Annotated in this window: 20 protein-coding genes; 12 read left to right on the top strand and 8 right to left on the bottom strand. The window is 52.9% G+C overall.

From position 1 onward, the window contains the following. From CX651_RS05810 to hemC, 5 genes are all read right to left on the bottom strand, one after another. Positions 1 to 2,143: retention module-containing protein (locus CX651_RS05810; RefSeq protein WP_157822674.1), on the bottom strand; the 2,143-nt coding region annotated here is incomplete at its 3' end. A gap of 275 nt (positions 2,144 to 2,418) precedes the next feature. Further along, the gene (locus tag CX651_RS05815) at positions 2,419 to 3,588 is read right to left on the bottom strand and encodes a heme biosynthesis HemY N-terminal domain-containing protein (RefSeq protein WP_101054587.1); all 1,170 of its coding nucleotides are present in this window, start codon (positions 3,586 to 3,588) and stop codon (positions 2,419 to 2,421) included. Beyond that, positions 3,585 to 4,694 carry a uroporphyrinogen-III C-methyltransferase gene (locus CX651_RS05820; protein ID WP_101054590.1) on the bottom strand — a complete coding sequence of 370 codons (1,110 nt, stop codon included), beginning with the start codon at positions 4,692 to 4,694 and terminating at the stop codon, positions 3,585 to 3,587. Before CX651_RS05820 ends, CX651_RS05815 begins: the two co-directional genes overlap by 4 nt. Positions 4,695 to 4,746: 52 nt before the next feature. Further along, positions 4,747 to 5,475: a uroporphyrinogen-III synthase gene (locus tag CX651_RS05825; RefSeq protein ID WP_101054592.1), complete on the bottom strand. Its 729-nt coding sequence runs from the start codon at positions 5,473 to 5,475 to the stop codon at positions 4,747 to 4,749. Positions 5,476 to 5,487: 12 nt separating this feature from the next. Continuing rightward, positions 5,488 to 6,417, bottom strand: coding sequence for a hydroxymethylbilane synthase (gene hemC, locus CX651_RS05830; protein ID WP_071475691.1), 930 nt, complete (start codon positions 6,415 to 6,417; stop codon positions 5,488 to 5,490). A 199-nt stretch (positions 6,418 to 6,616) separates the two neighbouring features. On the opposite strand from hemC, the gene CX651_RS05835 reads away from it, so the two are divergent. Further along, complete coding sequence (locus CX651_RS05835; RefSeq protein ID WP_101054596.1) at positions 6,617 to 9,043, top strand: class I adenylate cyclase; 2,427 nt, start codon at positions 6,617 to 6,619, stop codon at positions 9,041 to 9,043. Between the two features lie 14 nt (positions 9,044 to 9,057). Here the strand turns inward: CX651_RS05835 and cyaY are convergent, their stop codons facing one another. Further along, positions 9,058 to 9,387, bottom strand: coding sequence for an iron donor protein CyaY (gene cyaY, locus CX651_RS05840; protein WP_025011356.1), 330 nt, complete (start codon positions 9,385 to 9,387; stop codon positions 9,058 to 9,060). 80 nt (positions 9,388 to 9,467) lie between these two features. Between cyaY and lptM the strand changes: the two genes are divergently transcribed. The 7 genes from lptM (at position 9,468) to CX651_RS05870 (ending at position 14,776) form a co-directional block, all read left to right on the top strand. After that, positions 9,468 to 9,617 (top strand): LPS translocon maturation chaperone LptM, encoded by a 150-nt coding sequence (lptM, locus tag CX651_RS19955; protein ID WP_165564220.1) that lies wholly within the window; start codon positions 9,468 to 9,470, stop codon positions 9,615 to 9,617. Further along, positions 9,618 to 10,862, top strand: a complete 1,245-nt coding sequence (gene lysA / locus CX651_RS05845) for a diaminopimelate decarboxylase (RefSeq protein ID WP_101054599.1) — start codon at positions 9,618 to 9,620, stop codon at positions 10,860 to 10,862. 49 nt (positions 10,863 to 10,911) lie between these two features. After that, a complete protein-coding gene (dapF, locus tag CX651_RS05850) occupies positions 10,912 to 11,739 on the top strand; it encodes a diaminopimelate epimerase (protein ID WP_101054602.1) in 828 nt (275 codons plus the stop codon). Then, positions 11,736 to 12,371: a DUF484 family protein gene (locus tag CX651_RS05855; RefSeq protein WP_101054604.1), complete on the top strand. Its 636-nt coding sequence runs from the start codon at positions 11,736 to 11,738 to the stop codon at positions 12,369 to 12,371. Before dapF ends, CX651_RS05855 begins: the two co-directional genes overlap by 4 nt. Then, entirely contained in the window at positions 12,371 to 13,267 is an 897-nt protein-coding gene (xerC, locus tag CX651_RS05860) for a tyrosine recombinase XerC (protein WP_101054607.1), read from the top strand. Before CX651_RS05855 ends, xerC begins: the two co-directional genes overlap by 1 nt. Then, positions 13,267 to 13,983 carry an HAD-IA family hydrolase gene (locus tag CX651_RS05865; RefSeq protein ID WP_101054610.1) on the top strand — a complete coding sequence of 239 codons (717 nt, stop codon included), beginning with the start codon at positions 13,267 to 13,269 and terminating at the stop codon, positions 13,981 to 13,983. Before xerC ends, CX651_RS05865 begins: the two co-directional genes overlap by 1 nt. Positions 13,984 to 14,191: 208 nt before the next feature. After that, entirely contained in the window at positions 14,192 to 14,776 is a 585-nt protein-coding gene (locus CX651_RS05870) for a HupE/UreJ family protein (RefSeq protein WP_101054613.1), read from the top strand. On the opposite strand, the gene CX651_RS05875 is transcribed toward CX651_RS05870, so the two are convergent. After that, a complete protein-coding gene (locus tag CX651_RS05875) occupies positions 14,727 to 15,260 on the bottom strand; it encodes an AlbA family DNA-binding domain-containing protein (protein WP_101054616.1) in 534 nt (177 codons plus the stop codon). The genes CX651_RS05870 and CX651_RS05875 overlap by 50 nt on opposite strands. A gap of 64 nt (positions 15,261 to 15,324) precedes the next feature. Beyond that, entirely contained in the window at positions 15,325 to 16,026 is a 702-nt protein-coding gene (gene ric / locus CX651_RS05880; RefSeq protein ID WP_101054619.1) for an iron-sulfur cluster repair di-iron protein, read from the bottom strand. 365 nt (positions 16,027 to 16,391) lie between these two features. On the opposite strand from ric, the gene CX651_RS05885 reads away from it, so the two are divergent. The 4 genes from CX651_RS05885 (at position 16,392) to casB (ending at position 22,154) form a co-directional block, all read left to right on the top strand. Then, complete coding sequence (locus tag CX651_RS05885; protein ID WP_197021478.1) at positions 16,392 to 17,228, top strand: WYL domain-containing protein; 837 nt, start codon at positions 16,392 to 16,394, stop codon at positions 17,226 to 17,228. Positions 17,229 to 17,344: 116 nt separating this feature from the next. Continuing rightward, the gene (locus CX651_RS05890) at positions 17,345 to 20,044 is read left to right on the top strand and encodes a CRISPR-associated helicase/endonuclease Cas3 (RefSeq protein ID WP_101054621.1); all 2,700 of its coding nucleotides are present in this window, start codon (positions 17,345 to 17,347) and stop codon (positions 20,042 to 20,044) included. Further along, a complete protein-coding gene (gene casA / locus CX651_RS05895) occupies positions 20,041 to 21,627 on the top strand; it encodes a type I-E CRISPR-associated protein Cse1/CasA (RefSeq protein WP_101054624.1) in 1,587 nt (528 codons plus the stop codon). Before CX651_RS05890 ends, casA begins: the two co-directional genes overlap by 4 nt. Beyond that, positions 21,627 to 22,154: a type I-E CRISPR-associated protein Cse2/CasB gene (gene casB, locus CX651_RS05900; protein WP_101054627.1), complete on the top strand. Its 528-nt coding sequence runs from the start codon at positions 21,627 to 21,629 to the stop codon at positions 22,152 to 22,154. Before casA ends, casB begins: the two co-directional genes overlap by 1 nt. Positions 22,155 to 22,175: the final 21 nt, after the last annotated feature.

Here is a 22,175-nt window from a genome sequence, read left to right on the forward strand (position 1 = left end):
GATCCAGTGGGGGATTATTGGTCCAGCTGACATCATTGTTGTAACTGCTGCTGACGCTGTGGCCGTCGTTGATATCGACATCGGTGAAGCTCAAGTCGCCGCTGTCGCTGAGCATGCCATTGATGACATCGACATCCTCGGTGACCGCGCCGCTCATGTCGATGCTTAGCACAGGCGCATCATTGGTGCCGGTAATGGTCAGAGTGACTTGTTGTGAATCACTGGCGCCAAAGTCGTCGGTGACCGTCAGCGTGAAGCTTAAGGTGATGGTCTCACCGACGGCGAGGAACTGCACCAGGCTGTTGGCGATCTCATAACTCCAGCCGGAATTGTCCGCACTAAAGCCCTGGGCGAGAGCATCCTGGGTGGCTTGATCCAGAACGCCGCCGCTCCAACTTGCATCGCCATTGTAGCTACTGCTGACAACATGGCTGTCACCAATGTCCACATCGGTGAAGCTCAAGGCGCCGCTGTCACTGAGTATACCATTGATGATATCAACATCTTCGGTGAGACTGCCGCTGCTATCGGCGCTGAGAATAGGGGCGTCATTGGTCCCTATGATGGTAATAGTGACCAGTTGCTCGGCGCTGGCGCCAAACTCATCCGTCACAGTAACAGAGAAGGTTTCAGTGCGAATTTCACCTTCCAGCAGCCCATCGGCTGCGGCGTTATCGAGCTGATAATTCCAAGCGCCCGTGGTGGCATCTATGCTGAAGCTGCCAAGAGGGCTGTCGGCACTGCCGGACCAAATAAGCACGGCACCATTATCCACATCGCTGGCGCTCAGTTGGCCACTGACACTAGGGGTGCCTGGGTCTATGCTGCCGTCATCGAACTGGCCGGCTTCTCGCACAGCGCCGTCGGCCTCACCCGGCTGGGGAGTGCTGATCACAGGTACATCATTGGTGCCAGTGATAGTGATAGTCAAGGTCTGGATGCTGGTATCACCATCGGCATCAGTCAGCAGATAGGAGAAGGTTTCTGTCAGCGATTCTCCCTGAGCGAGCGCCTGAACGGCTTGCGCTGTAGAATTGATTTGATAGCTGTAACTGCCATCGGCATTGAGGGTCAGCAGGCCGTAGCTGCCTGAAACCTGGCTTTGATTGGATATGGCATTATCAAGGTTGCCGCCACTGCCGGCTGCTGTTACCTGTGCGGTATCTGCGCCCTGAACATCGTTGTCGAGCAGATTGCCGCTAATGGCCAGTAGTGAGTCTTCATCTACGCTGTTGATGTCATCCTGGCCGCTTGGAGCGTCATCCAGTACCGAGATGGTAAGGGTATTACCGACACTGTTTCCTTCTAGATCTGTCAATATCAGGTTGAAAGCCTGGGAGAAGTCATCACTTGAGCTGTGGTCAACCGCGGAATTGAGGGTAAAGCTATAGCTGATATTGCCGTTTATCAGGTCAACGGCGCTGATGGTGAGTACACCGTATTCGGTATTGATACTGACAGGGCCATCAAATACGCCGTCAGAGACAATGGCTATCCCATCCAGGGTCAAGCTTGCCACACCGGCTGCGGCGCTAAAGCTCAAGTTACCGGTTTGGGTCAAGGCTGTGGACGATGGCGTCGTCCCTGTGGGCAAGTTGGCATCAGAGAGTGTGGCTGTACCGCTATCAAGGGTAGGGCCCACCAAAGGAAGGTCCTCAAGCAGTATTTCTTCTTGGGTGGTGATGGCAGTTTGCTCAAAGCCACTGGTATCGTAACCTGCGCTCGCCAATACTTCAGAACCATCCCTGGCTACGGAGATATAGTCGAATCCTCCCTGATTACCAGCTGTCCCGGCACCGGCAGCTGTAGCGGGCAGGTTAGCGGTAGGGTCATCACCTGCAAGTATTTGTGCCTGCAATGCGGCTATTTCGGCATCGACCCCTTCATTGGCAAATTGGGCTACATCTGCGGCCGAGGCATCTGGCTGAGGTTGAGCGCTGGGTTGTGCATTTTGCTCTGTCAGCCTTGTACCATCAGCATATTCTATGGTGAAAGTATCATTTGCAGTGAAGATGATCTCTTCACCATTGCGAATGACATCCCCGATATTCAGATCGCGGATATTGCCATTTTCGTCCTTGGCCTTGAGTTGTCCAACCAGATTGGTGACAACCGCGTCTTGCTTACTGATTGCGACGCCCATAACTCATACTCCTTTGCACACATATACTGACGGCAAGGTCACTTTGTGCCTATGAGCGTCAGTTAAAGGTATTAATTATTAAGTCTGGGGTTGAAACAAAGACTGTCAAATATGTGACGTTAATGGCTGCGAAATGGTATGGATGGGACAAAATGTCCATATCTTAGAATCTGTCTCGCATTCATGCGGTTACAGTATGTGTGCGGATAATCTAGTGATGATTAATAAAAAAGCCACTAAATAAGTGGCTTTTTTATTACGAAAAGATCTATCGATTAGTCGCACTTGGCGGCTTGCTTATAGCTCTTGAAAGCCCCTTGATTATCGGCTAATTGTTCCTGAAGTTTGGCTAAGGCCAGCCAGTATTCTTTGCGGGGCAGTAAATGACACAAGCGTTCCCATGCCGCGCGGGCCAGACTGAATTCACGACAGAGCTCATGAATTTGAGCCATACAGCGTTGGTAGTCGGCATGATTTTCGAGCTTGGGCTCCAAATTTTTCAGCAGTTTCAGGGTTTCGCTGTCCTGCGGCTCAAAAATTTTCGGCAATACTTCCAAAACCGCAGCACAAGGCTCTTTTTTCAGCGCCTTATTCAGCAGTTTTAGGGCATCTTCACGGCGGTTGAAGCCAGCCAGACCCAAAGCATATTGCGCCATATTGGGCTGCTGGCTGCGTTCCTGGCGGCTTAGCCAGTGCCAACATTTTTCCAGTTCCTGCTCGTTGCGAAGGGCCGCTTGCGCCAGCAGAGCATTGTTTACTCTTTGGTTCAGGAGTTCATACTCTTCATTATCCAGGAGCTGTTTTTTACGCAGTGTGGGCAGCAATAGTTTCAGCGCCTGCCAGTCCAGCTGGCTCTGATAAAGTTCCAAGGCCAGTTGTAGTACCGGCGCCTTACTCTTACTGCTGGGCTGCAGTTTATCCAGTTGCTCGCGGGCCTTTTCAAGTTCGCCTTGCTGCATGTAGTAGCGCACTCTGGTGGTGGTGACCGCTTGGGTCGCCAGAGGCAATTGGGCCGCTTTATTCAGGTACTCATCCCGTTCTTCATTTTTGAACTGTCTTTGGGCTGCTCTGGCGGCTGCCAGATAATTAAGAGCGGGCAGTTCACCGGCTTCGGCGCCTTTTTGCATCGCCTTTTCGGCCGCAGGCCAATCTTCTTCTGCCAGCGCCAGGGCGCCGGTGAGCGTGTGCTTGCGGGCGGCATTGCGGCGCCAGCGCCGCGGCAGGTAGCGACTGCTTAATACCAGATTCAGCATAGTGACAAGTAGCCATTCCAGTAGCTGCAGCAGGGCAAAGAAGATGATGAGTGCCATAACGGCAAACAGCAGGTTGGTTTCCAGTTGCCAATCCAGGAAGGCGATATAAACATAACCCGTCTTACCGGCTAAGAGCGGACTCAGACAGGCGCCTGCCAGAATAATCACCAGATAGATGAGTACTCTTATCATAGTTCGGCCCCCGGCATGAGTTCGCCATAGGTGACCAACTGCTTGAGCTGGGCGCTGGATTCAAATTTAGTCAGATTGATAGGATCCAGCTGCAGACTGGACAAAGCATTAATTGCAGTCAGCACTTCTTCGGTGCGCGGATCGTCAAGGTCGAAATATTGTTGGATCCATTTGCGGGCCATGGCCAATGATTGGCGGTAGTTGAGCTCATCATATTGGTAGAGGGCCAGCTGTGACTGCAGTAGTTTATTACGGATATTTTCGAGCAGGTACCATTCCTGCTGGGGAGACAGCAGTGGTGTGATATCTGAGCTTATCTTGCGAATAGTGAAGAAGTCTTCCTTCAGCGCACTCCAGGTCTTGGCCAGGTTGCTCTGCCAGTCACCAATAGAGTCAGACATCTTACTTTCTGTTTCCGGCTCCATTTGTTGACTGCCGACACGGTTGAGCGGCAGCTTGTCCAGCTTAGTGATAATGCCATCCAGGGTGAACACAGTACCTGCGATGTCGGTATTCTTGATGGCGCTTACCGCCGCCATATCGTTGGCGAGGGCGCGACGCAGTGGCATTAGTGATGGCTCCTGCATAGCGGCAATACGCTCATCGGCGGCCTGTAGCAGGCCGGTTGCAGTTTGCGGATCTTTCTCCAACCAAAGTTTACGTCCCGCCATCCGCACCAAGTATTCGGCTTCTGCCGCCATCCAATGGTTGGGGCTGCGCTGTGCCAGAGTGGCGATACGGGTTTGCATCTGTTGTTGAGCTTCGCTCAGTTGTTCTATGGCGCCTTGCTGTTGTTGATTTTGTTGCAGGTCGCTTCTCAGTTGCTGCTCAAGCGCCTGCAATCTGGCCTCAGGAGCTTGTTTGACTTGTTCGAGGGAAGTTGCCAGCTGCGCATTGGTGGCTTGCTGTTGCTGCAGTTGCCAAAAGAGATAAGCACCTGTGGCGCAGGCCAGCAGTGCCAGCAACAGGCTCAATAGGAGGGTTAGTTTCAGGAGCCATGAGCTGTGCTTGGCTGTCGCCGCAGGGGTATCTTGCTCTGTGGAACCCTGAGGTGGAGTAGGCAGTGCGGGGGTATCGCTCCCGACTTCTGGCTTGCTGTTATCCATTAATGCAGTCCTTTAACGCGACAATAGGGCTGGAAATCGGGAGGGGGGAAAACTAAAGCCTCAATGCCTTGAGTACGGCCTTACTGTTGGCTGCAGTGGCATCAGTCACCTGAGTTAATCCGGCGACCACGGCCTTATCTACCACCCGAATGCTGGGAACTATAATATGACATGCTTGCAGCCAAGCAAAATACTCTTTTGGCAGCAGCCGGATAAGGTTCGTCAGGCTTTCTGCACTGCTGATCACTATGGTGTCTATCCCAAAGTCTTGCCATTCCTTGACCAGCTGTACTGCATCATAGGCAGGGCAGGTACGGCGATAGACCTCCCAGAATTTGACTTCAGCGCCATATTGCTGAAGTGTTTTTCCCAGTACTTCCCGGCCACCGTTACCCCTAATTATGACTACTTTCTTGTGTTTTACTGCCTCGGGTTGTAACCCCGGCAGGGTTAGCAGGCCTTCGGTCTGTTGATTGTCATCCGGAGCCTTATGCCCTTGAATGCCATAATGTGCAAAGGCCTCGAAGGTGGCTTCGCCGACGGCAAAATATTGAATGTGTGACGGCCAGGAGGCATTCAGCGCTTGAGTGCCGAAATGCACCGCATTGGTGCTGACAAATACAATGATGTCGGCATTCTGCACCTCGGTAGGGGAGATACTTTTGTCTTCCATGGCCTCGACGGCCAAGAGAGGGGTCACCATAAAAGGTATGCCCCTTTCTGTCAGCGCCTGTTCCATGGCGTGATTGCGCCCCTCAGGGCGCGTCAACAACACTTTCATAGTGCCGCCTTGTTATTTGCCGTAAACGGCATCCAATATGGTTTTGGCGCCTTTGCTCAGCAGTTCTTCTGCCAGGGCGTTACCCAGGGCCACCGCTTCGTCTTGATGACCACTTACCACTCCTGAAATGACTTCAGAGCCGTCAGGATTACCTACCAAACCTCTCAAGGTCAGTTGTTCTCCCTGGATCTCGGCATAAGCTCCGATAGGTACCTGGCAACCTCCTTCCAGACGCGTATTCATTGCTCTTTCGGCCAATACCCTGTAGCGGGTTTCTTTATGTTCAAGCGGTGCCAGCAAGGCTTTTACCCGCTCATCATTGGTGCGGCATTCGATGCCGACAGCACCCTGGCCGTTGGCCGGCAGTGATTCTTCGGCGCTGATAAAGCTGGCAATACGCTCTGACAGTTTCAAGCGGATAAGTCCGGCGGCAGCCAGAATGATGGCATCATATTCACCGGCATCCAGCTTACCCAGACGGGTTCCCACGTTGCCACGCAGATCTTTGATGATAAGGTCCGGGCGACGGGCTCTGAGCTGACATTGACGGCGCAGGCTTGAAGTACCGACAACCGCGCCTTGAGGCAGTTCATCTATACTCTTGTAGCTGTTGGAAACGAAGGCATCACGGGGATCTTCACGTTCACAGATCACTTCCAATCCCAGACCTTCCGGGAATTCAACCGGCACATCTTTCATGGAGTGCACCGCGATATCAGCTTGATCTTCCAGCATGGCGACTTCCAGCTCTTTAACGAACAATCCCTTGCCGCCTACTTTGGCCAGAGGAGTATCCAGGATGACATCACCCTTGGTGCTCATTGGCAGCAGTTCTACTGTCAGCCCAGGGTGAATGCGTTCCAGCTCGGCTTTGACAAATTCTGCCTGCCACATGGCGAGAGGGCTTTTACGTGTTGCGATGCGAATGCGATTTTCTGACATGCCAATCTTTTCCGTGAGAGTACATTAAATGCGCCAATGCTAACATTGCCTATTGGAGAATGGCACCGAACGCTGCTCAATCTTTGAAGTGGGCACGTTAAATTTTTGCCAAATAGTGTGATCTTGATCTCATTACTTGCCTGCTACCGCAAAAGTGTTAGCATGATCATCCAACTGCTTCAGGGATAGTGAAATTTGGATGACCGAGCGTCAGCGACAATACGCCGAATACGCCGAGCGCCTCAATCGAGTGCGTTTGGCTCGTGCTCAGGCGCTGTTTTCCCCATTGCAAAGGCATCTGTTTAACCTGATCCCTCTATTGTTGCATCAGCATCACAACCGCCTGCCCGGACATAATAGTCCCTTGACACCATGCGGAATCAAGGGGTTCCAACTCTCAGTTGAGCTCCAGGAATCGCTCGCTACCCTCACGTTACCGCAGCTCGAGGATCACCAGCATGCCAGTCCTGTGCTGGAAGGGGTTTACGTAATGGGCAGTACTGCCAGTTTTGGCCAGAACCCCAAGAGCGACGTGGATGTCTGGTTGGTCTATGACGCCGGGTTGACCCAGGAAGAAGTAGAGTTGCTGCGGGACAAGAGCCTCAAACTCACCCGCTGGTTTGCCGGCTTTCAATTCGAAGTGAACTTTTATCTGGTACACCCGCGGCAGTTTTGTCGTGACGACACTTGCAATCAAGACGCCGAGTGGGAGCTATTGGGGCATGAACACAGCGGCAGCGCCCAGCATTGGTTGTTGTTGGAAGAGTTCTACCGCAGCCATATTCGCCTGGCCGGCAAGACGGTCGCCTGGTGGCCCAATGCTCAGCCTTGCAGCGATTTCCTGTTTCTTGGTGATGTGCACCAACTACCCGCCAATGAGTATTTTGGTGCCTCTTTATGGCAGCTCTACAAAGGCTTGGACAAGCCGCACAAGGCCCTGCTCAAGGTGCTGCTGCTGGAAGCCTATGCCAGCAACTATCCACAAACCAATCTGGTCAGTGAATGGGTATGGTTGAGAACTCTGGCCGGTGACTTTTCCAACGCCAACGACGCCTATCTGCTCCTGTATCAATATATCGAGTCTTATCTGCTTAAAGTGGGAGATGATCGTCGGCTGGAGATAGTGCGCCGCTGCTTTTACCTCAAGTGTGGTATCAGGCTCAGTGATCTCGAGCAGTGTCACGATTGGCGCTACCACAAACTCAAGCAATTGGTGGAGCAGTGGGAATGGCCCCAGAGCCTGCTGATTACTCTGGATGATTGCGAACATTGGCACAGTGGCCAGCTTCAGTGGTTCAACGCTCAACTTAACGAGTTGATGCTGGCCAGCTATCAAACTCTTTTGCATTTCGCTTCGACTCACAGGCTGAGTGAGTACTTTAAAGTAGAAGACTTGGGGCTGTTGACTCGTAAGCTGCACACCTATTTCAGCGAAGACAAGCAGCAGATCCTGCGGCTCAATCGGCTTTGGAGTCAGTCGCTGGCTGAGCCGAATTTGACCATAGTTCGCAGCGAACAGGATGGCCGTTGTCATCTCTATCGTCTATCTCCGGAGCCGCGGCAGTTTATGGGCGAAGTAGCCATCTATCAGGCCGATGATGCCGCTTCTTTGATGATTTGGGCCTGCCTTAATGGGGTGGCAACCAACCATAGTCGTTGGTTTGAATACGGCACGGGGCGTCTACGGTGTCGGCGTCTTAACCAGGTGGCCGAACGTCTGCTGCCTTATACCGAAGACAAGAAATGGCGGGTGTCGAAACTGGATCTGTGCCAGCCTTGGCATTATCGCAAGTTGGTGTGGATCCTTAATTTGGAGCAGGACCCCAGCGAACATTGGCAGGGTCAAACCTTGATGCTTGAACTCATGGGCAGCAACCTGCTGGCGACAGGAAAACCGGCAGCCAGTTTGCTGGGTTCGGTACAACTGATGAGCCTTAACTCTTGGGGGGAATGGCATTGCCACAGCTTTAGCGGTGAGAAGGCCCTGCTGGAGGCCATCGCCTTCGCCACTCCAGGTATGAGAAGAGCGCCACAACAGGTGGCCTTCGATGTTGTCAGTGCCTCGCAAAAGCTACAGTCCCAGTTGGAACAAACTGTAGTGGATACTCTCAAGCAGGTGCACCGACTGATAAAAGACGCCTGTCCGTCCAAGACTTTAGTGCAGCCACTGCAACTGGGTGAAAAGAAATATGGCTTGTTTTTCGATGCCAAGGGCATGAGTTACCGGGATCTCAGCGATGTGAAGTCCCTCTATCGTCAGTTGGCCAGGGGCGAGCTACAAAGTCTGCCAAGGCCCGAGCTTGCCAACGATCCTTGGGTCAAGGTGCCTGAGGTTATCCAGAACTATGCGGTGAAAGGGGTGATCCAGTATTTCCTGCGTAGCCGGGAAGATGAGTTGGACGTGTTTGTATTGGATGAAGGAAATGGCTTGAGCCACTATGTGCACAGCAATCCGGATGTCAGTGAACTGGTGAATACTGTCACCCAGCATTACGCCTTCGGTGAAGTACTGAACCTTAAAAATCAGTTCAACTTTCCGCAGTTTTTCCGCCTGGTGCGCCAGAGCGGTAATCTGGATGTGGTGCCTTTCGGGGTTACGGCAAGGGCGGCGCAGACAGAGTTCTGACCGCCCCTAAATCATTAGAACGACAGTTCTATACCGCCTTGGCGGCTGATGGACTCTCTGACGAAGGGCATAAATTCGCCGCCGTTGCGCTCGTCTATCCATTTACCGTCGACATAACCAAAGTGATAACCACCGAAACGGGTTGCTACCCAGATCTGGTGCAGTGGTTCCTGCTTGTTAATCACTATTTTGGAGCTGTCGGCGAATTCGAGCTGCAGCACATTGCCTGAAGCGTCGATATCAACATCGGCATCTTGTTCATCGATTGCATTCTCAATTGCGGTTTCTATCCGGTCGAACATTTCATCGGCGAGCTGATGATATTCGGTATCTGTCATGGCCATGGAATATCTGTCCTTTGCTTTCATCAAGATGAATGCGATTATAAGGCTAATGTAATCCTGCTGCCCAGATGTTGAGTAAAATGAGACTGTTTTTATCCCTGATGCTTGCTAGCCTGATGCTGCTTGGTTGTGGTCAAAAAGGCGTTCTTTACAAGAGCCCGGATCTGCCGGAGAACCAACCCCAGGCGGAACAAACCGAACAACCCCAGCAATCGACAGAGGAAAACTAATTGGATCATTTTCAGTATCAAGCTCAGGCTCTGTATGCCGAAGACTGCGCCGTAGCCGATTTGGCGGCTCAATATGGTACGCCTTTGTATATTTATTCGCGGGCGACACTGGAGCGCCATTGGCATGCCTTTGATAGGGCCGTGGCCAGTCATCCGCACCTTATCTGCTATGCGGTTAAGGCCAACTCCAATCTGGCGGTGCTCAATGTGTTGGCACGCCTTGGTAGTGGCTTTGATATTGTCTCAGGCGGAGAACTGACCCGGGTAATCACCGCAGGTGGCGATCCGGCCAAGGTGGTGTTTTCCGGTGTCGGCAAGACAGCGGCGGAAATGAAGCTGGCACTGGAGCTGGGTATATATTGCTTCAATGTTGAATCCCGCGCCGAGCTTGAACTGCTCAACGAAGTGGCAGGCTCTTTGGGTAAACAGGCGCCGGTTTCCTTGCGGATCAACCCGGATGTGGATGCCGGTACTCACCCCTATATCTCCACCGGCCTGAAAGAAAACAAGTTCGGTATCGCCATGGATGAAGCCGAGGAAGCCTTCCTGCAGGTGCAATCCTTGCCGCACTTGGCTATCAAGGGCGCTGACTGCCATATCGGCTCACAGCTTACTGAGCTCAGGCCGTTTCTCGATGCCATGGACAGAATGCTGGCATTGATCGATAGGCTGGCAGAAAAAGGCATAGTGATTGAGCATCTGGACGTGGGCGGTGGCCTGGGGGTCACCTATGATGAAGAAACACCGCCACAACCGGACAAGTATGCCGCCGCGTTGCTCGAGCGTCTGGGTGAACGACCACTGAAGCTAATTTTCGAACCGGGCAGGGCGATTGCCGCCAATGCCGGGATCTTTGTCACCCAGGTGCTGTTCCAGAAAGAGAATGCCGGCAAACATTTTGCGATAGTGGACGGTGCCATGAATGACCTTATCCGCCCGTCACTCTACAGCGCCTGGCAACAGATTATCCCGGTGCAGCCAAGAGAGGGTGAAAGCCGGGAATACGACATAGTCGGCCCAGTGTGTGAAACCGGGGATTTTCTGGGTAAATCGCGCGCCTTGGTGCTGCAAGCCCACGACCTGCTGGCGGTGCGTTCCAGCGGTGCTTATGGCTTTGTGATGTCCTCCAACTACAACACCCGTCCGCGAGCGGCCGAAGTCATGGTCGATGGCAGTGAACATTATCTGGTGCGTGAACGGGAAAAGCTGGAACAACTGTGGCAAGGTGAGCACTTGCTGCCGTAAACTAGTGTAAGTACTTTCCCGCTGTAGGCGTTGGAACCTAGGAGTAATCTTGATCCACTTTACTAAGATGCATGGTCTGGGCAACGACTTTATGGTCGTCGATGGCGTGACTCAGAATGTGTACTTTTCGCCGGAGCAGATCCGGCGCCTGGCCGACCGCAACTTCGGTATCGGTTTCGATCAACTGCTGCTGGTCGAGCCGCCCTATGATCCGGATCTGGACTTTCATTATCGTATCTTCAATGCCGATGGCAGCGAGGTCGAACAGTGCGGCAACGGCGCCCGTTGCTTCGCCCGTTTTGTTCGCAACAAGGGCCTGACTCAGAAATACAAGATCAAGGTCAGCACCTCATCCGGCAAGATGACCCTGCGCCTGGAGCGTGATGGCAATGTCACCGTCAATATGGGCGTACCTATCTTGGATCCGGCTCGGATCCCCTTCAAGGCCAAAAAGGCCGAAAAGACCTACCTTTTGCCAACCGAAGGGCAAACCTTCCTCTGCGGTGCTGTCTCCATGGGTAACCCCCACTGCGTGCTGGAAGTCGAAGATGTGGCTGCCACAGATGTCGATTTTATTGGCGCGCAGCTGACCAATCACGAACGCTTCCCCAAAGGGGTCAATGTCGGCTTTATGCAGGTGATCAACAAGGGCCATATCAAGCTCAGGGTTTATGAGCGCGGTGCCGCCGAAACCCTGGCCTGTGGCAGTGGTGCCTGTGCGGCTGCTGTGGTGGGCCAACTGCAGGGCAAGCTGGGCAACACTGTGCGGGTCGACCTGCCCGGCGGCACCCTGACAATCAAATGGGACGGTGAGGGCAAGCCGCTGTGGATGACGGGCCCGGCCGAACAGGTATACGACGGACAGATACAGATATGACAGACGCCAAAGCTAAGCTCAATCCACCTTTTGATGAGCAGATCATCCGTGAATATCTGTTGGATAATCCGGAGTTTTTCTGCCGTCACCCCGAGCTGCTGTTGGCTATGCGTCTGCCCCACGGCGAGCGTGGCACAGTTTCTCTGGTAGAGCGGCGGCAGGAGCTGCTGCGCAGCCGGGCACAACAGCTGGAAGAGGAGATCACCGCGCTGCTTGGCATGGCCAGCCGCAACGAGAAAATCTTCCGCTTCAATACCCAGCTTTCATTGAAGCTGCTCGATTGTGAAGATATGGGCGAGCTGAGACAGGTGCTGTGCGCCGAGCTTAAAGAAGCCTTTAACTTCAGCCATGTCCGCCTGATTACCGTGCATGATATCGACTCAGAACTCTCGGCCATCTGGCGTAAGCGCCTGCAGCACGGCTATTACTTTGGTCGCCTGACCAAGGAGGAGTCCAAGCGTTTGTTCGGCTCTGAAGTCGGCTCAGTGTCACTGGCACGGCTGTCGGAACAAAATGGCCAGGTGATCTTTGCTATCGCCAGTGCCGATGTGACCCACTTCCATCCGGAGATGGACAATATGCTGCTGGATCAGTTGCGGCAGCTGTTGGACCATCTGCTGCCCAAGCTCTGATGGCCGTTAAACAGGATTCTCCCTGGCTTGGCCGCTTCGAGCGCTATCTCAGTGCCGAGCGGCAGCTGTCTCCTTATACAGCCCGCAACTATCTGCGCGAACTGCAACGGGTTGCCGGGCTGTTGCCGCAGGATATTGATTGGGATCAGGTAACCGATCCCCAGTTGAGTGCTGTGTTGGCCAAGTTACACCGTCAGGGGCTTAGCCCCCGCTCTTTGTCTCTGTGTCTGTCGGCGGTCAAGCAGTTCTACGAATTTCTGCTGCTCGAAGAGCTGGTCAAGAGCAATCCCGCCCGGCAACTGAGCGCCCCAAAACAGAATAAGCCGCTGCCCAAGAATCTCGACGCCGACAGCATCAGCCATCTGTTGGATATTGAGGTGACAGATCCCCTCAGTGCCCGTGACAAGGCGATGATGGAGCTGTGTTACTCCTCAGGGCTGCGTTTGGCTGAGTTGGCCTCGCTGGATGTGCCGCAACTGGATTTCGCCCAGCAGCAAATCAAGGTGATGGGAAAAGGTGGCAAGGAACGGCTGCTGCCGGTGGGCTCGGTCGCCATTGCCGCATTGCAACAATGGCTGGATTACCGCCGGGATATTCCCTGTGAAGATCAGGCGCTGTTCGTGACCGCCAAGGGCAAGCGCTTGGCGCATCGCAGTATTCAGGCGCGCATGGCGCGCTGGGGGCGGGAGCAGGTGCTATCCGCCAGGGTTCATCCCCACAAGCTGAGGCATTCCTTTGCGACTCATATGCTGGAATCCAGCGGCGACTTGCGGGCGGTACAGGAGCTGCTGGGACACGCCAATCTGGCGACCACCCAAATATATACCAGTCTGGACTTTCAGCATCTGGCCAAGGTGTATGACGGCGCTCACCCCAGAGCTAAAAAGGACAAGTGATGCAGGTGTTTCTTCGCCCCGGCGCTATTAAAGCCATCAGTTTTGATCTCGACGATACCCTCTATGATAACCGGCCAATCATCGCTGCCGCCGAAGGCGCATTGCTTGACTGGCTGGCCAAAGAATACCCACTGAGCGGCAACTGGCAGGCCGCAGACTGGCGGGCGTTGAAGCGCCAGCTGTTGCTGCAGCAAGCCGAGCTGACTCATGACACCAGTGCCGCGCGATTGGCGCTGCTGCAAACCGGGTTGGAGATGCTCGGATATGATAAGCACAAGGCAAAGCTTGGCGCGAAAGCGGGTCTGGCCTTGTTCCTTGAGCGGCGCAGCGACTTTAGGGTGTCACAGGAAGTGCTCGCCTTACTTTCGCAATTGGCTGAGCGATTTCGCCTGGTTGGGATCACCAATGGCAATGTGGATGCCGGCAGAATTGGCCTGGGAGAGATGTTTGAGTTTGTGCTGCATCCGGGCAATGGTGTCAGACGTAAACCCTGGCGGGATATGTTCCAGTTGGCCGCCGAGCGCCTGGTCTTACCCTCTGAGGCGCTGCTGCATGTCGGCGACCACCCGCTGACAGATGTCGAAGGTGCCCGTAAGGCCGGCTGTCAGGCTGCTTGGCTCAATCCGGCATTTGCCGGTGACAACTGCAGGGTGGCTAATAGCTTACTGCCTCACATACAGATTAGGTCCTTGAGTGAATTGACTCTTTTGCTGTAGCTCATCTGTGGCTTTGATGATATATCATTTATAATCAATAGGTTGCTTTAGGTTTCTAGACCTGTATATCCACTGAATGCAATTAATTGAAACAATTGTTTTTCATTAAGGTGTGCGTTAATTCACCTCTTTTCTTTGTTATCATTCTCACAACATAAACTTGATGCTAATGTATAATCATTTACAGTTATCGCCTGAGATTTAACCTATGCCATCCCGAATAATCATGCTGTTTTCGTTGCTGTTGAGCCTGCCGGTCTCAGCACACGAGCTGCATGCGGATGGTAGTTTCTGGGATGGATTCAATCATCCCCTGCTGGGATTTGATCATCTGCTGGCTATGCTCAGTGTTGGTATTTTCAGCACTCAGCTAGGGCGCAGCGCCATCTGGTCAGTACCGTTGGCATTTCTGTTTTTTATGACTTTGAGTGCTATCACGGGCATGATCGCTACCCCGATACCATTTGTTGAGCCTGGCATAGCGCTGTCGGTATTGTTGCTGGGGTTGGTCATAGCCCTCAATCGAGAAATGCCAATCTCTTTCGGCATGGCTTTTGTCGGCATTTTTGCTCTGTTTCACGGTTATGTCCACGGCACCGAAATGCCCGAATTGGCAAGGCCTGGTATTTATGCAATGGGCTTTATACTGGGGACGGCGGCGATTCATGTTGCCGGAGTGGCCATTGGCAGTTTGATAAACCCGGATGGCAAGCGTAAACGGGCGGTGCAACTCATGGGCTCGGCTATTGCCTTGGTGGGAAGTTATTTAACTTTGGAATTGTGGCTGGCTTGAGTTTGTGTCTTTTTTTGCGTCTTAACATACGTTTCACCTGCGCTGGACTGGCGCGCATATCGGCATCTCCAACCCTGATATAGGTGCCGCCAATTGCTTCCGTCCCCAGATAGATGGGTTGCTGGCTGTAGTCGGCCTGAGGCACATGAAAGCGGATCAACTGTTTACCGGCCAGTTCTATCAGCTGGATATCGGCCGGACCAAGAATATTGGCACTGATTTTTTGCGAATTGTTGAGTATCTTCCAGGCTTCATCGATAAGGGGCCTGGGTTCGGCAATTCCTTCGATATAAAACTCGCCTTTTTCCTCTCTGACACCAAGAATGATTTCGCCGCCATTGGTATTGGCAAAGGCGCTGTAGCTTTCCCACAGCGCCTGTGGCAGCGCACCCTTGCCATGGCGGCCGGCGGCGAGTTTGAACTCCACTGCGGCAGACTCACGCAGATTTTCAATATCGTCCAGAATGAAACCTGTAACCGGCATGACTAACTCCTTGTTTACTGCTGTTAATGCAGTTGTAGCAAGTCAGCCGGGATTTGAACAGCCCTCAGTCCACCAGTGCCAGAGCTTTGGGAAACAAGAGGTTATTTTCCAGGTGGATGTGGCGGTGCAAATCGGCTTCAAATTCGGCCAGGGTGGCATAGCATACCCGCCAGGTAGTGCAGGCATGCTCAGGGGCCTGGTAGTGATTGGTCAACTGCTGCAGCTTGGCCAGAATTTGCCCCGCCTCATCATGCTCATATTCCATTGCCCGGATAGGATTGCCTATATGGCCGAAACAGGTGTTGAACTCTTGCCCTTGACTCAGGGCACGAATGGCCGGAAACAGTATCTGTTCCTCTTTTTGCAGGTGGGGCAAGAGGTCGTCCATCAGGGCGCGGATCCAACCGGCCAAGGGTTTGATCTCTTCATAATGCTCACCGTGGGCCCGCACCATCTTCTGGGCATATTCCAGCAGCAGCGGTGCGGTATCGCGTATGTACTTGTGGTGGGTCGCTTCGATATGGTCGATAAGCTCACCAAGTGGCAATTTGGCCAAGGCATCGTCCGGCGTGCCCTCTGCGGCCAGTTGGCTCAAGGCGTGCAGTACCTCGGTGGGCTCGGCGTCGGCTCGCTCGCAGGCCGATGCCAATGAGCGGCCACCGCCACAGCAAAAGTCGATACCAAAACGGCTGAAAACATGGGCGTTACGGAAGTCTTCGGCGACCAGTTCGCCGACTCTGCGTTCGAGGGAGATTTGCGCTGACATAGGATGCTCTCTGTATTATCAATTTACATGCATAATAAAAGCATCTTTAGCTTTAGCCAAGCTTAGGCCAATAAAACTTGACCGTTTTGCTTGGTTAATCACATTTTGCAATTGGAGTGGATAGCGGCTCAGGGCCGTAACTGCTTGGTGAGTTGCTGCGAATCACACCATGCATCCAAGCCTATAGGCCAACGCAGAGTATGCAAGGGATTTGTTCTCACCTTTCTAAGGCATTCAGCTTACAGTCCTTTATACGGTATGATGCGTGTCGAATATTTCGCCATCAGACCTACTCGTTGACATGGGGCTATGGCAGACTGAATTTATGTTCAGGTGACGACAGTTAAATGTCCATGGAGGGTAAGGTGAGCAATTGTAAGTTGCCGATAGAGCGATTTGCTTTTCTCGAGATGTTGGCCTTTTGGAAAGGGAGAGTCCGCAATAAAGATATCGAACACCAATTTGCCATTACCCGTCAGCAAGCCCACAAAGATTTGGCCAAATACCGGGAATTGCACCCAGGCGCCCTGATAAAGCTCGATAAGGCCTGTTTTGGGTTTGCAGAGCATGCCAGTCTCAGCTACTCATCTGCTTCCCTGGATGATTTTTTCCTCTGGTACGAGACAGGTTACTTTGCTCAGCCCCGCCCCTTGAATGGCTCCTGTGCCACCCGAATGGCATTGCCGGAACGCAACACTTGCCGCCATGTCCTCGCCGGTTTGATTAATGCCATCGAGCAAAACCTCAGGCTTGAGGTGGAATATGTCTCTCTATCCAATCCCGAAGATGAAGGCCGAATTTTTACTCCTCACACCTTAGTCAAAGCCGGCAGCCGCTACCATGTTCGGGGTTACTGTGAAAAGTCAGCGGCTTTTCGCGATCTTGTCCTGAGCCGTTTTCGGGGAATTCCTGTTGTGGAGGGCATCGCCCATCAAACTGTAAAAGATGACTCGGCCTGGCAGACCATGCTGGCGGTAATTCTGGCTCCGGATCCCCGCCTGACAGCCCAGCAACAACAGGTGCTGGCCAAGGATTATCAGATGGAAGGGGGACAACTCATTATTCAGTGCCGGGCAGCCTTGGTGGATTACCTGCTCAGGGAAATGCAGGTCAATACCAAGTATCTGGATGGCACTCCAGAGGCTCAGCAGTTGGTGCTGGTAAACCGAAATGACATCAAGCAGTGGTTATTCAATAGCTAGAACAGGCATGGTTTAAGCCAAGGTAAACTCAGTTAACCTGTAAGAATTTACAGGATTGTCAGTGTGTTGGGTTTGGTCAAAGCTAAGCCCAAGAGTAGGGAACGGACGCGAATGGCATGACAGAACACTATTATCGTTATTGGGGTAAGGCACAAAAAGGTGTCGATCGCTCCGGAGATGAATACCATTTATTGGCTTATCACGCCTTGGATGTAGCTGCTTGTGGTTGGTGCCTGCTGTCAGAAAACTATGACTTTGGCAAACGCCTCGCAAAGCAGTTGCAAATATCTCAGCAACAGTTACAACGCTTGTTTGCTTTTTTACTTAGTATTCATGATCTCGGTAAATTTGCCCGGGCTTTTCAAAACCTGGCTCCCCATCTATCTGAACAGTTAACCGAGTCGTCATCCGATTACCTGTATACAGAGCGGCATGATTCCTTGGGCTTTTGGTTGGTCAAGGGGGCTGATGATGTTATTGAGGCATTTGCCAATCAAGCCGAACTCTCGGCGCCAAAAGTAGCTATTAGCGCTACATTCAGCTGTTGGTTGCAGATAGTGATGGGTCACCATGGTCAGCCACCGAAAGCGCGGCCTAAATCACTGCCGCAGTTTTTTAGCACAAATGATATTGCCGCCGCCGCTAGTTTTGTAAAAGAGATGCTGGCCTTTTGGCTTACTCCGGACGAGGTCGGGCTGCTGTTTGATAAGGGATTGCGCGCTCGGTTGCAGCAGTGTTCCTGGCAGTTGGCGGGCCTGGCCGTTTTGGCAGACTGGCAGGGGTCAAATCAGCATTTCTTTCCTTATCAGAGTCGTGTTATCTCCCTGAGTGACTATTACCAACAGGCTCAAAAGCAGGCTGCTGAAGCAATAGCGCAGGCACAGTTAGTGTCCCTGGCTGCTAATCCATTCAATTCGATTCAGCAACTGTTCCCCTTTATTCAAACTCCCACTCCCTTGCAGCAATATGCTGTCGACCAAGCGCTCAGTGATTCCCCGCAGTTGTTCATTCTGGAAGATGTCACCGGAGCCGGTAAGACAGAGGCGGCACTCACCTTGGTACACAGAATGTTGGCTCAAGGTTTGGCATCTGGCTTGTATGTTGGTTTACCGACTATGGCGACTGCCAATGCCATGTATCAAAGGTTGGCGGCTTGCTATCAGGCGTTGTTTAATCCCGATAGTCGCCCTTCGCTGGTGCTGTCCCATGGGGCCCGTCACCTATCGAGCCTGTTTCGTCAATCGGTTATGTTACCGGAACAGCCCAAGGACCTCAGTTACCAAAATCAGGAACTCTCGGCCTCGGCCTATTGTAACCAGTGGTTGGCCGATAGCCGTAAGAAGGCCTTGCTGGCCAATGTAGGGGTGGGCACGCTGGACCAAGCATTGATGAGTGTCTTACCCGCCCGTCATCAATCACTGCGTTTACTGGGGCTGTCCGGCAAGGTGTTGTTGGTGGATGAAGTCCATGCTTACGATGCCTATATGCAAACCTTGCTGGCAAGACTCCTAAAACTGCATGCCAGCCAGGGGGGCAGCGCAATCTTATTATCGGCAACCTTGCCCCAGGCGATGAAAACCACCTTGCTCAAGGCTTATGCCGAAGGTTTGGCGCAACCGTCTCCGGAGTTAACGTGCAATGACTATCCTCTGGCAACCCAGTTTCCAGCCGTTTCCTGCCATGAATACCCCTTGGCTACTCGTGCCCAAGTGTGCCGCACCGTGAATGTTTCCAGGTTGGCAGATGAGCAGCAAGCGCTGGCATTGATAAAACAAAGTTGTGCCAGGCAAGAGTGTGTCTGCTGGGTGCGTAATACCGTAGATGAAGCCCGCGCGGCTTATGAAATGTTGCACAACTGCGGCTTTGACGCGGAACGGCTGACTTTATTTCATAGTCGCTTTGCCATGGTGGACAGGCAAAGGATTGAACAGCAAGTACTCGGCGCCTTTGGCAAGGAAAGCAATGCGGCGACTCGAGCCGGACGAGTGTTAATTGCCACTCAGGTGGTTGAACAGAGCCTGGATCTGGATTTTGATCTGATGATTTCCGACCTGGCTCCAATCGATTTAATGCTGCAGCGAGCCGGGCGCTTACATCGGCATCGTCGCCTTACCAATGGCGATCCCATTACAGATGACTCTGCCGATCGGCGTGGTACACCTTGTCTCTACGTGGTTAGCCCGGAACCGACTCTGGATGCCGAAGCGGATTGGCTGCCCAAACGCAGCGGTAGTCGCGCCGTATACCAAGATTTGGCGTTGTTGTGGCGCTCAGCTTATTTGCTGTTTGGCAAACCGGCTTATCGCATGCCTGAAGATGCCCGCGACTTGATTGAGACCGCCTATGACATGGATACCCCTCTCGATGCTCCAGAAGCCTTACTCGACAGTAGTTATCAAGCCTTGGGGGAGCATAAGGCTGCCATCAGCATTGCCAATGCCAACCTGCTGAACATAGAGCAAGGGTACAGTCAGTCGAGTAACGAGACAGGTTGGGGGGAAGAGCTCAATGTGCCCACCCGCCTCAGCGATAAGACCCTATCAGTGGTATTAGTGGGCAAAGATGAACAGGGCCAATGGCAACCCTATGCCCAAGAGCATGAATTTGCTTGGGACCTTAGTCAATTAACCCTGAGAGAAAAGCAATGGGTCGAAGCCGATGCGGCCCTCTCGGCCGATATTAAGGCGCAACTGCAAGCCCTGCAGGCCGTAACCCCTGCCTTGAAGTGGCATCAGTTGTTCCCGCTGACTCAGCAGTGGCAAACATTTTACTCCGCCAAGCTGGGCTGGGTGGGGCAACAAGGAGAAGCGATATGAATCTAATCAATGACGCTTGGATCCCGGCGATTCGGGCCGATGGTTCAACCTGCCAAATTGCACCTTGGCAGCTAGCCGAAACGGACAACCCCGTGGTGGAACTCGCCGCAGTGCGGCCAGATTTTCAAGGCGCACTCTATCAATTCTTGATTGGCTTGCTGCAGACAGTTGTGGCCCCGCAAGATGCGGAAGACTGGAGCGATAGGTATGAAGATGCGCCGGATGCTGAGCAGTTAAAGGCTCGTTTTAGTCAGTTGGCGCCTGCGTTTGAGCTTTTCAGTGAAACAGCTCAAGCGGCCTTCTTGCAGGACTTGGGTCTGGCAGAAGGCGAAGCGAAGGAGATTGCCGGGCTGTTAATCGAGGCGCCGGGCGGTAAAACCATTAAAGACAATCTCGATTTCTTTATTAAAGGCGGCCTAATCAAGCAGCTTTGTCCTGCCTGTGCGGCCCAGGCATTGTTTACCCTGCAAACCAATGCCCCTTCCGGCGGGGTTGGTCATAGGGTTGGGTTGCGGGGCGGCGGGCCATTGACCACGCTGCTGCGTCCGGTTGGGCCATCGAGTCTGTGGCAAAAGCTATGGTTGAATGTGCTGGATACTTCAACCGGGTTTAAGCCGCCGCTTGAGCCGTTATCCGCCGATATTTTCCCTTGGTTGGGGCCAACCCGGCTTTCGGACAAGGGCGGCACGGCGACTTTTCCGCAGGACGTGCACGCCTTGCAAATGTATTGGGGCATGCCGCGTCGTATTCGCCTGCGACCAACCGAGATGGCCTGCCAGTGCGATCTTTGTGGCCAGAATAGCCAGATTGGTGTCACTCAGTTTATCACCCGTAACTATGGGGTGAACTATGATGGAGCCTGGAGGCATCCATTGACGCCCTATCGAGTCGACCCCAAGAGGGAAAAAATTCCCTTGTCATTAAAGGGGCAAAAAGGGGGCCTGGGTTATCGCCACTGGCTGGGGCTGACGCTGGCCGACAGCGACAACGGCGACCAGGCGGCCAAAGTGGTGCAGGACTTCTATGAACACAAAACCTATGCTCTGAGTAGCAAGCAGCAACTGCAACTGTGGTGCTTTGGCTATGATATGGACAACATGAAAGCCCGCTGTTGGTACGAACAGACGATGCCGGTATTGCAGTTGGCGAGCGAGCACACCACTCAGATGCAGGAGTTGGTGCAATACCTGGTCAATGCTGCCCGCGAATCTGCCAAGCTGTTACGTCATCATGTTAAGCAAGCCTGGTATCGGCGTCCCCAGGATGTATCCGGTGACATTAGCTTTATCGATGCCGAGTTTTATCACAGCACATCTACTCACTTTTACAACTTGTTGAATGATTGCCTCGTTGCGGTTCAGGGGCAAAGTCTTCAACGCTCCGAGATTTTTCATGTCTGGCATCAACAGCTGCAGCGCACGCTGGCAAGGGTGTTTGATCAATTTACCTTGAATGCCACCCCGGAAGATCTCGACCTGAAACGGGTTATGCAGGCGAGGGCATCCCTCTTTAAAAGTTTTAATACCAATAAGCAAATTAAAGTCATTAAACCGAGCAAATCCACAACCAAGGAGGCCGTCTGATGAGCGAAAACTATGGGTTGCAGGAACATGGGTTACAAGGAGCGGATGGCACGGCGCTTAGGCGCTGGCATACCTCTCTCGATGAACAACGTGGCATGCGGGCGCAATTGCGCCGAGTCGATAAACCGGAAGAAGTGTTGATGACAGAGGCTTTCGCCCACTTTTTGCAACGAGTACCGGCCTCCTGGCGTACTGAGCAACAGCTGATGGCGAGTGCTCTGGTTGCTGCCATTCTGCCCTGGGTTAAAACAGATGACGTTGGCCGCAGTTTTGCCAGCCAACTGAAAGGCCACGAAGAACGCCCGCTTATGAGTGAAATGCGCTTCAAACAGTTGCTGAAAAGCCGTACTCCCGAGGAGTTTTATCGGCGCTTGCTGCGCGCTGTTCGTCTGCTCGATGGCAAGGTGAATTTATTGTCGCTGACAGCGGATATTTTGCAGTGGTATCGGGAGTTTTATCAGGGGCCTGAACGTAACCCGGTTAATCGTCTGGCCGTTAAATGGGCGCGGGATTATTACGCCGCTTAACCTTCAATTTTATGGTGAATT

The organism is Shewanella chilikensis, assembly GCF_002836945.1.
Lineage (GTDB): Bacteria > Pseudomonadota > Gammaproteobacteria > Enterobacterales > Shewanellaceae > Shewanella > Shewanella chilikensis.

What these genes read in the sequence shown, in the direction of transcription:
- CX651_RS05865 (WP_101054610.1), top strand. Translation starts at nt 13,267, where the DNA reads ATGCAGGTGTTTCTTCGCCCCGGCGCTATTAAAGCCATCAGTTTTGAT.
- casB (WP_101054627.1), top strand. Translation starts at nt 21,627, where the DNA reads ATGAGCGAAAACTATGGGTTGCAGGAACATGGGTTACAAGGAGCGGAT.
- cyaY (WP_025011356.1), bottom strand. Translation starts at nt 9,387, where the DNA reads ATGGCCATGACAGATACCGAATATCATCAGCTCGCCGATGAAATGTTC.
- ric (WP_101054619.1), bottom strand. Translation starts at nt 16,026, where the DNA reads ATGTCAGCGCAAATCTCCCTCGAACGCAGAGTCGGCGAACTGGTCGCC.
- CX651_RS05835 (WP_101054596.1), top strand. Translation starts at nt 6,617, where the DNA reads ATGACCGAGCGTCAGCGACAATACGCCGAATACGCCGAGCGCCTCAAT.
- lptM (WP_165564220.1), top strand. Translation starts at nt 9,468, where the DNA reads ATGAGACTGTTTTTATCCCTGATGCTTGCTAGCCTGATGCTGCTTGGT.
- xerC (WP_101054607.1), top strand. Translation starts at nt 12,371, where the DNA reads ATGGCCGTTAAACAGGATTCTCCCTGGCTTGGCCGCTTCGAGCGCTAT.
- CX651_RS05890 (WP_101054621.1), top strand. Translation starts at nt 17,345, where the DNA reads ATGACAGAACACTATTATCGTTATTGGGGTAAGGCACAAAAAGGTGTC.
- casA (WP_101054624.1), top strand. Translation starts at nt 20,041, where the DNA reads ATGAATCTAATCAATGACGCTTGGATCCCGGCGATTCGGGCCGATGGT.
- CX651_RS05815 (WP_101054587.1), bottom strand. Translation starts at nt 3,588, where the DNA reads ATGATAAGAGTACTCATCTATCTGGTGATTATTCTGGCAGGCGCCTGT.
- CX651_RS05875 (WP_101054616.1), bottom strand. Translation starts at nt 15,260, where the DNA reads ATGCCGGTTACAGGTTTCATTCTGGACGATATTGAAAATCTGCGTGAG.
- CX651_RS05820 (WP_101054590.1), bottom strand. Translation starts at nt 4,694, where the DNA reads ATGGATAACAGCAAGCCAGAAGTCGGGAGCGATACCCCCGCACTGCCT.
- CX651_RS05870 (WP_101054613.1), top strand. Translation starts at nt 14,192, where the DNA reads ATGCCATCCCGAATAATCATGCTGTTTTCGTTGCTGTTGAGCCTGCCG.
- CX651_RS05825 (WP_101054592.1), bottom strand. Translation starts at nt 5,475, where the DNA reads ATGAAAGTGTTGTTGACGCGCCCTGAGGGGCGCAATCACGCCATGGAA.
- CX651_RS05855 (WP_101054604.1), top strand. Translation starts at nt 11,736, where the DNA reads ATGACAGACGCCAAAGCTAAGCTCAATCCACCTTTTGATGAGCAGATC.
- hemC (WP_071475691.1), bottom strand. Translation starts at nt 6,417, where the DNA reads ATGTCAGAAAATCGCATTCGCATCGCAACACGTAAAAGCCCTCTCGCC.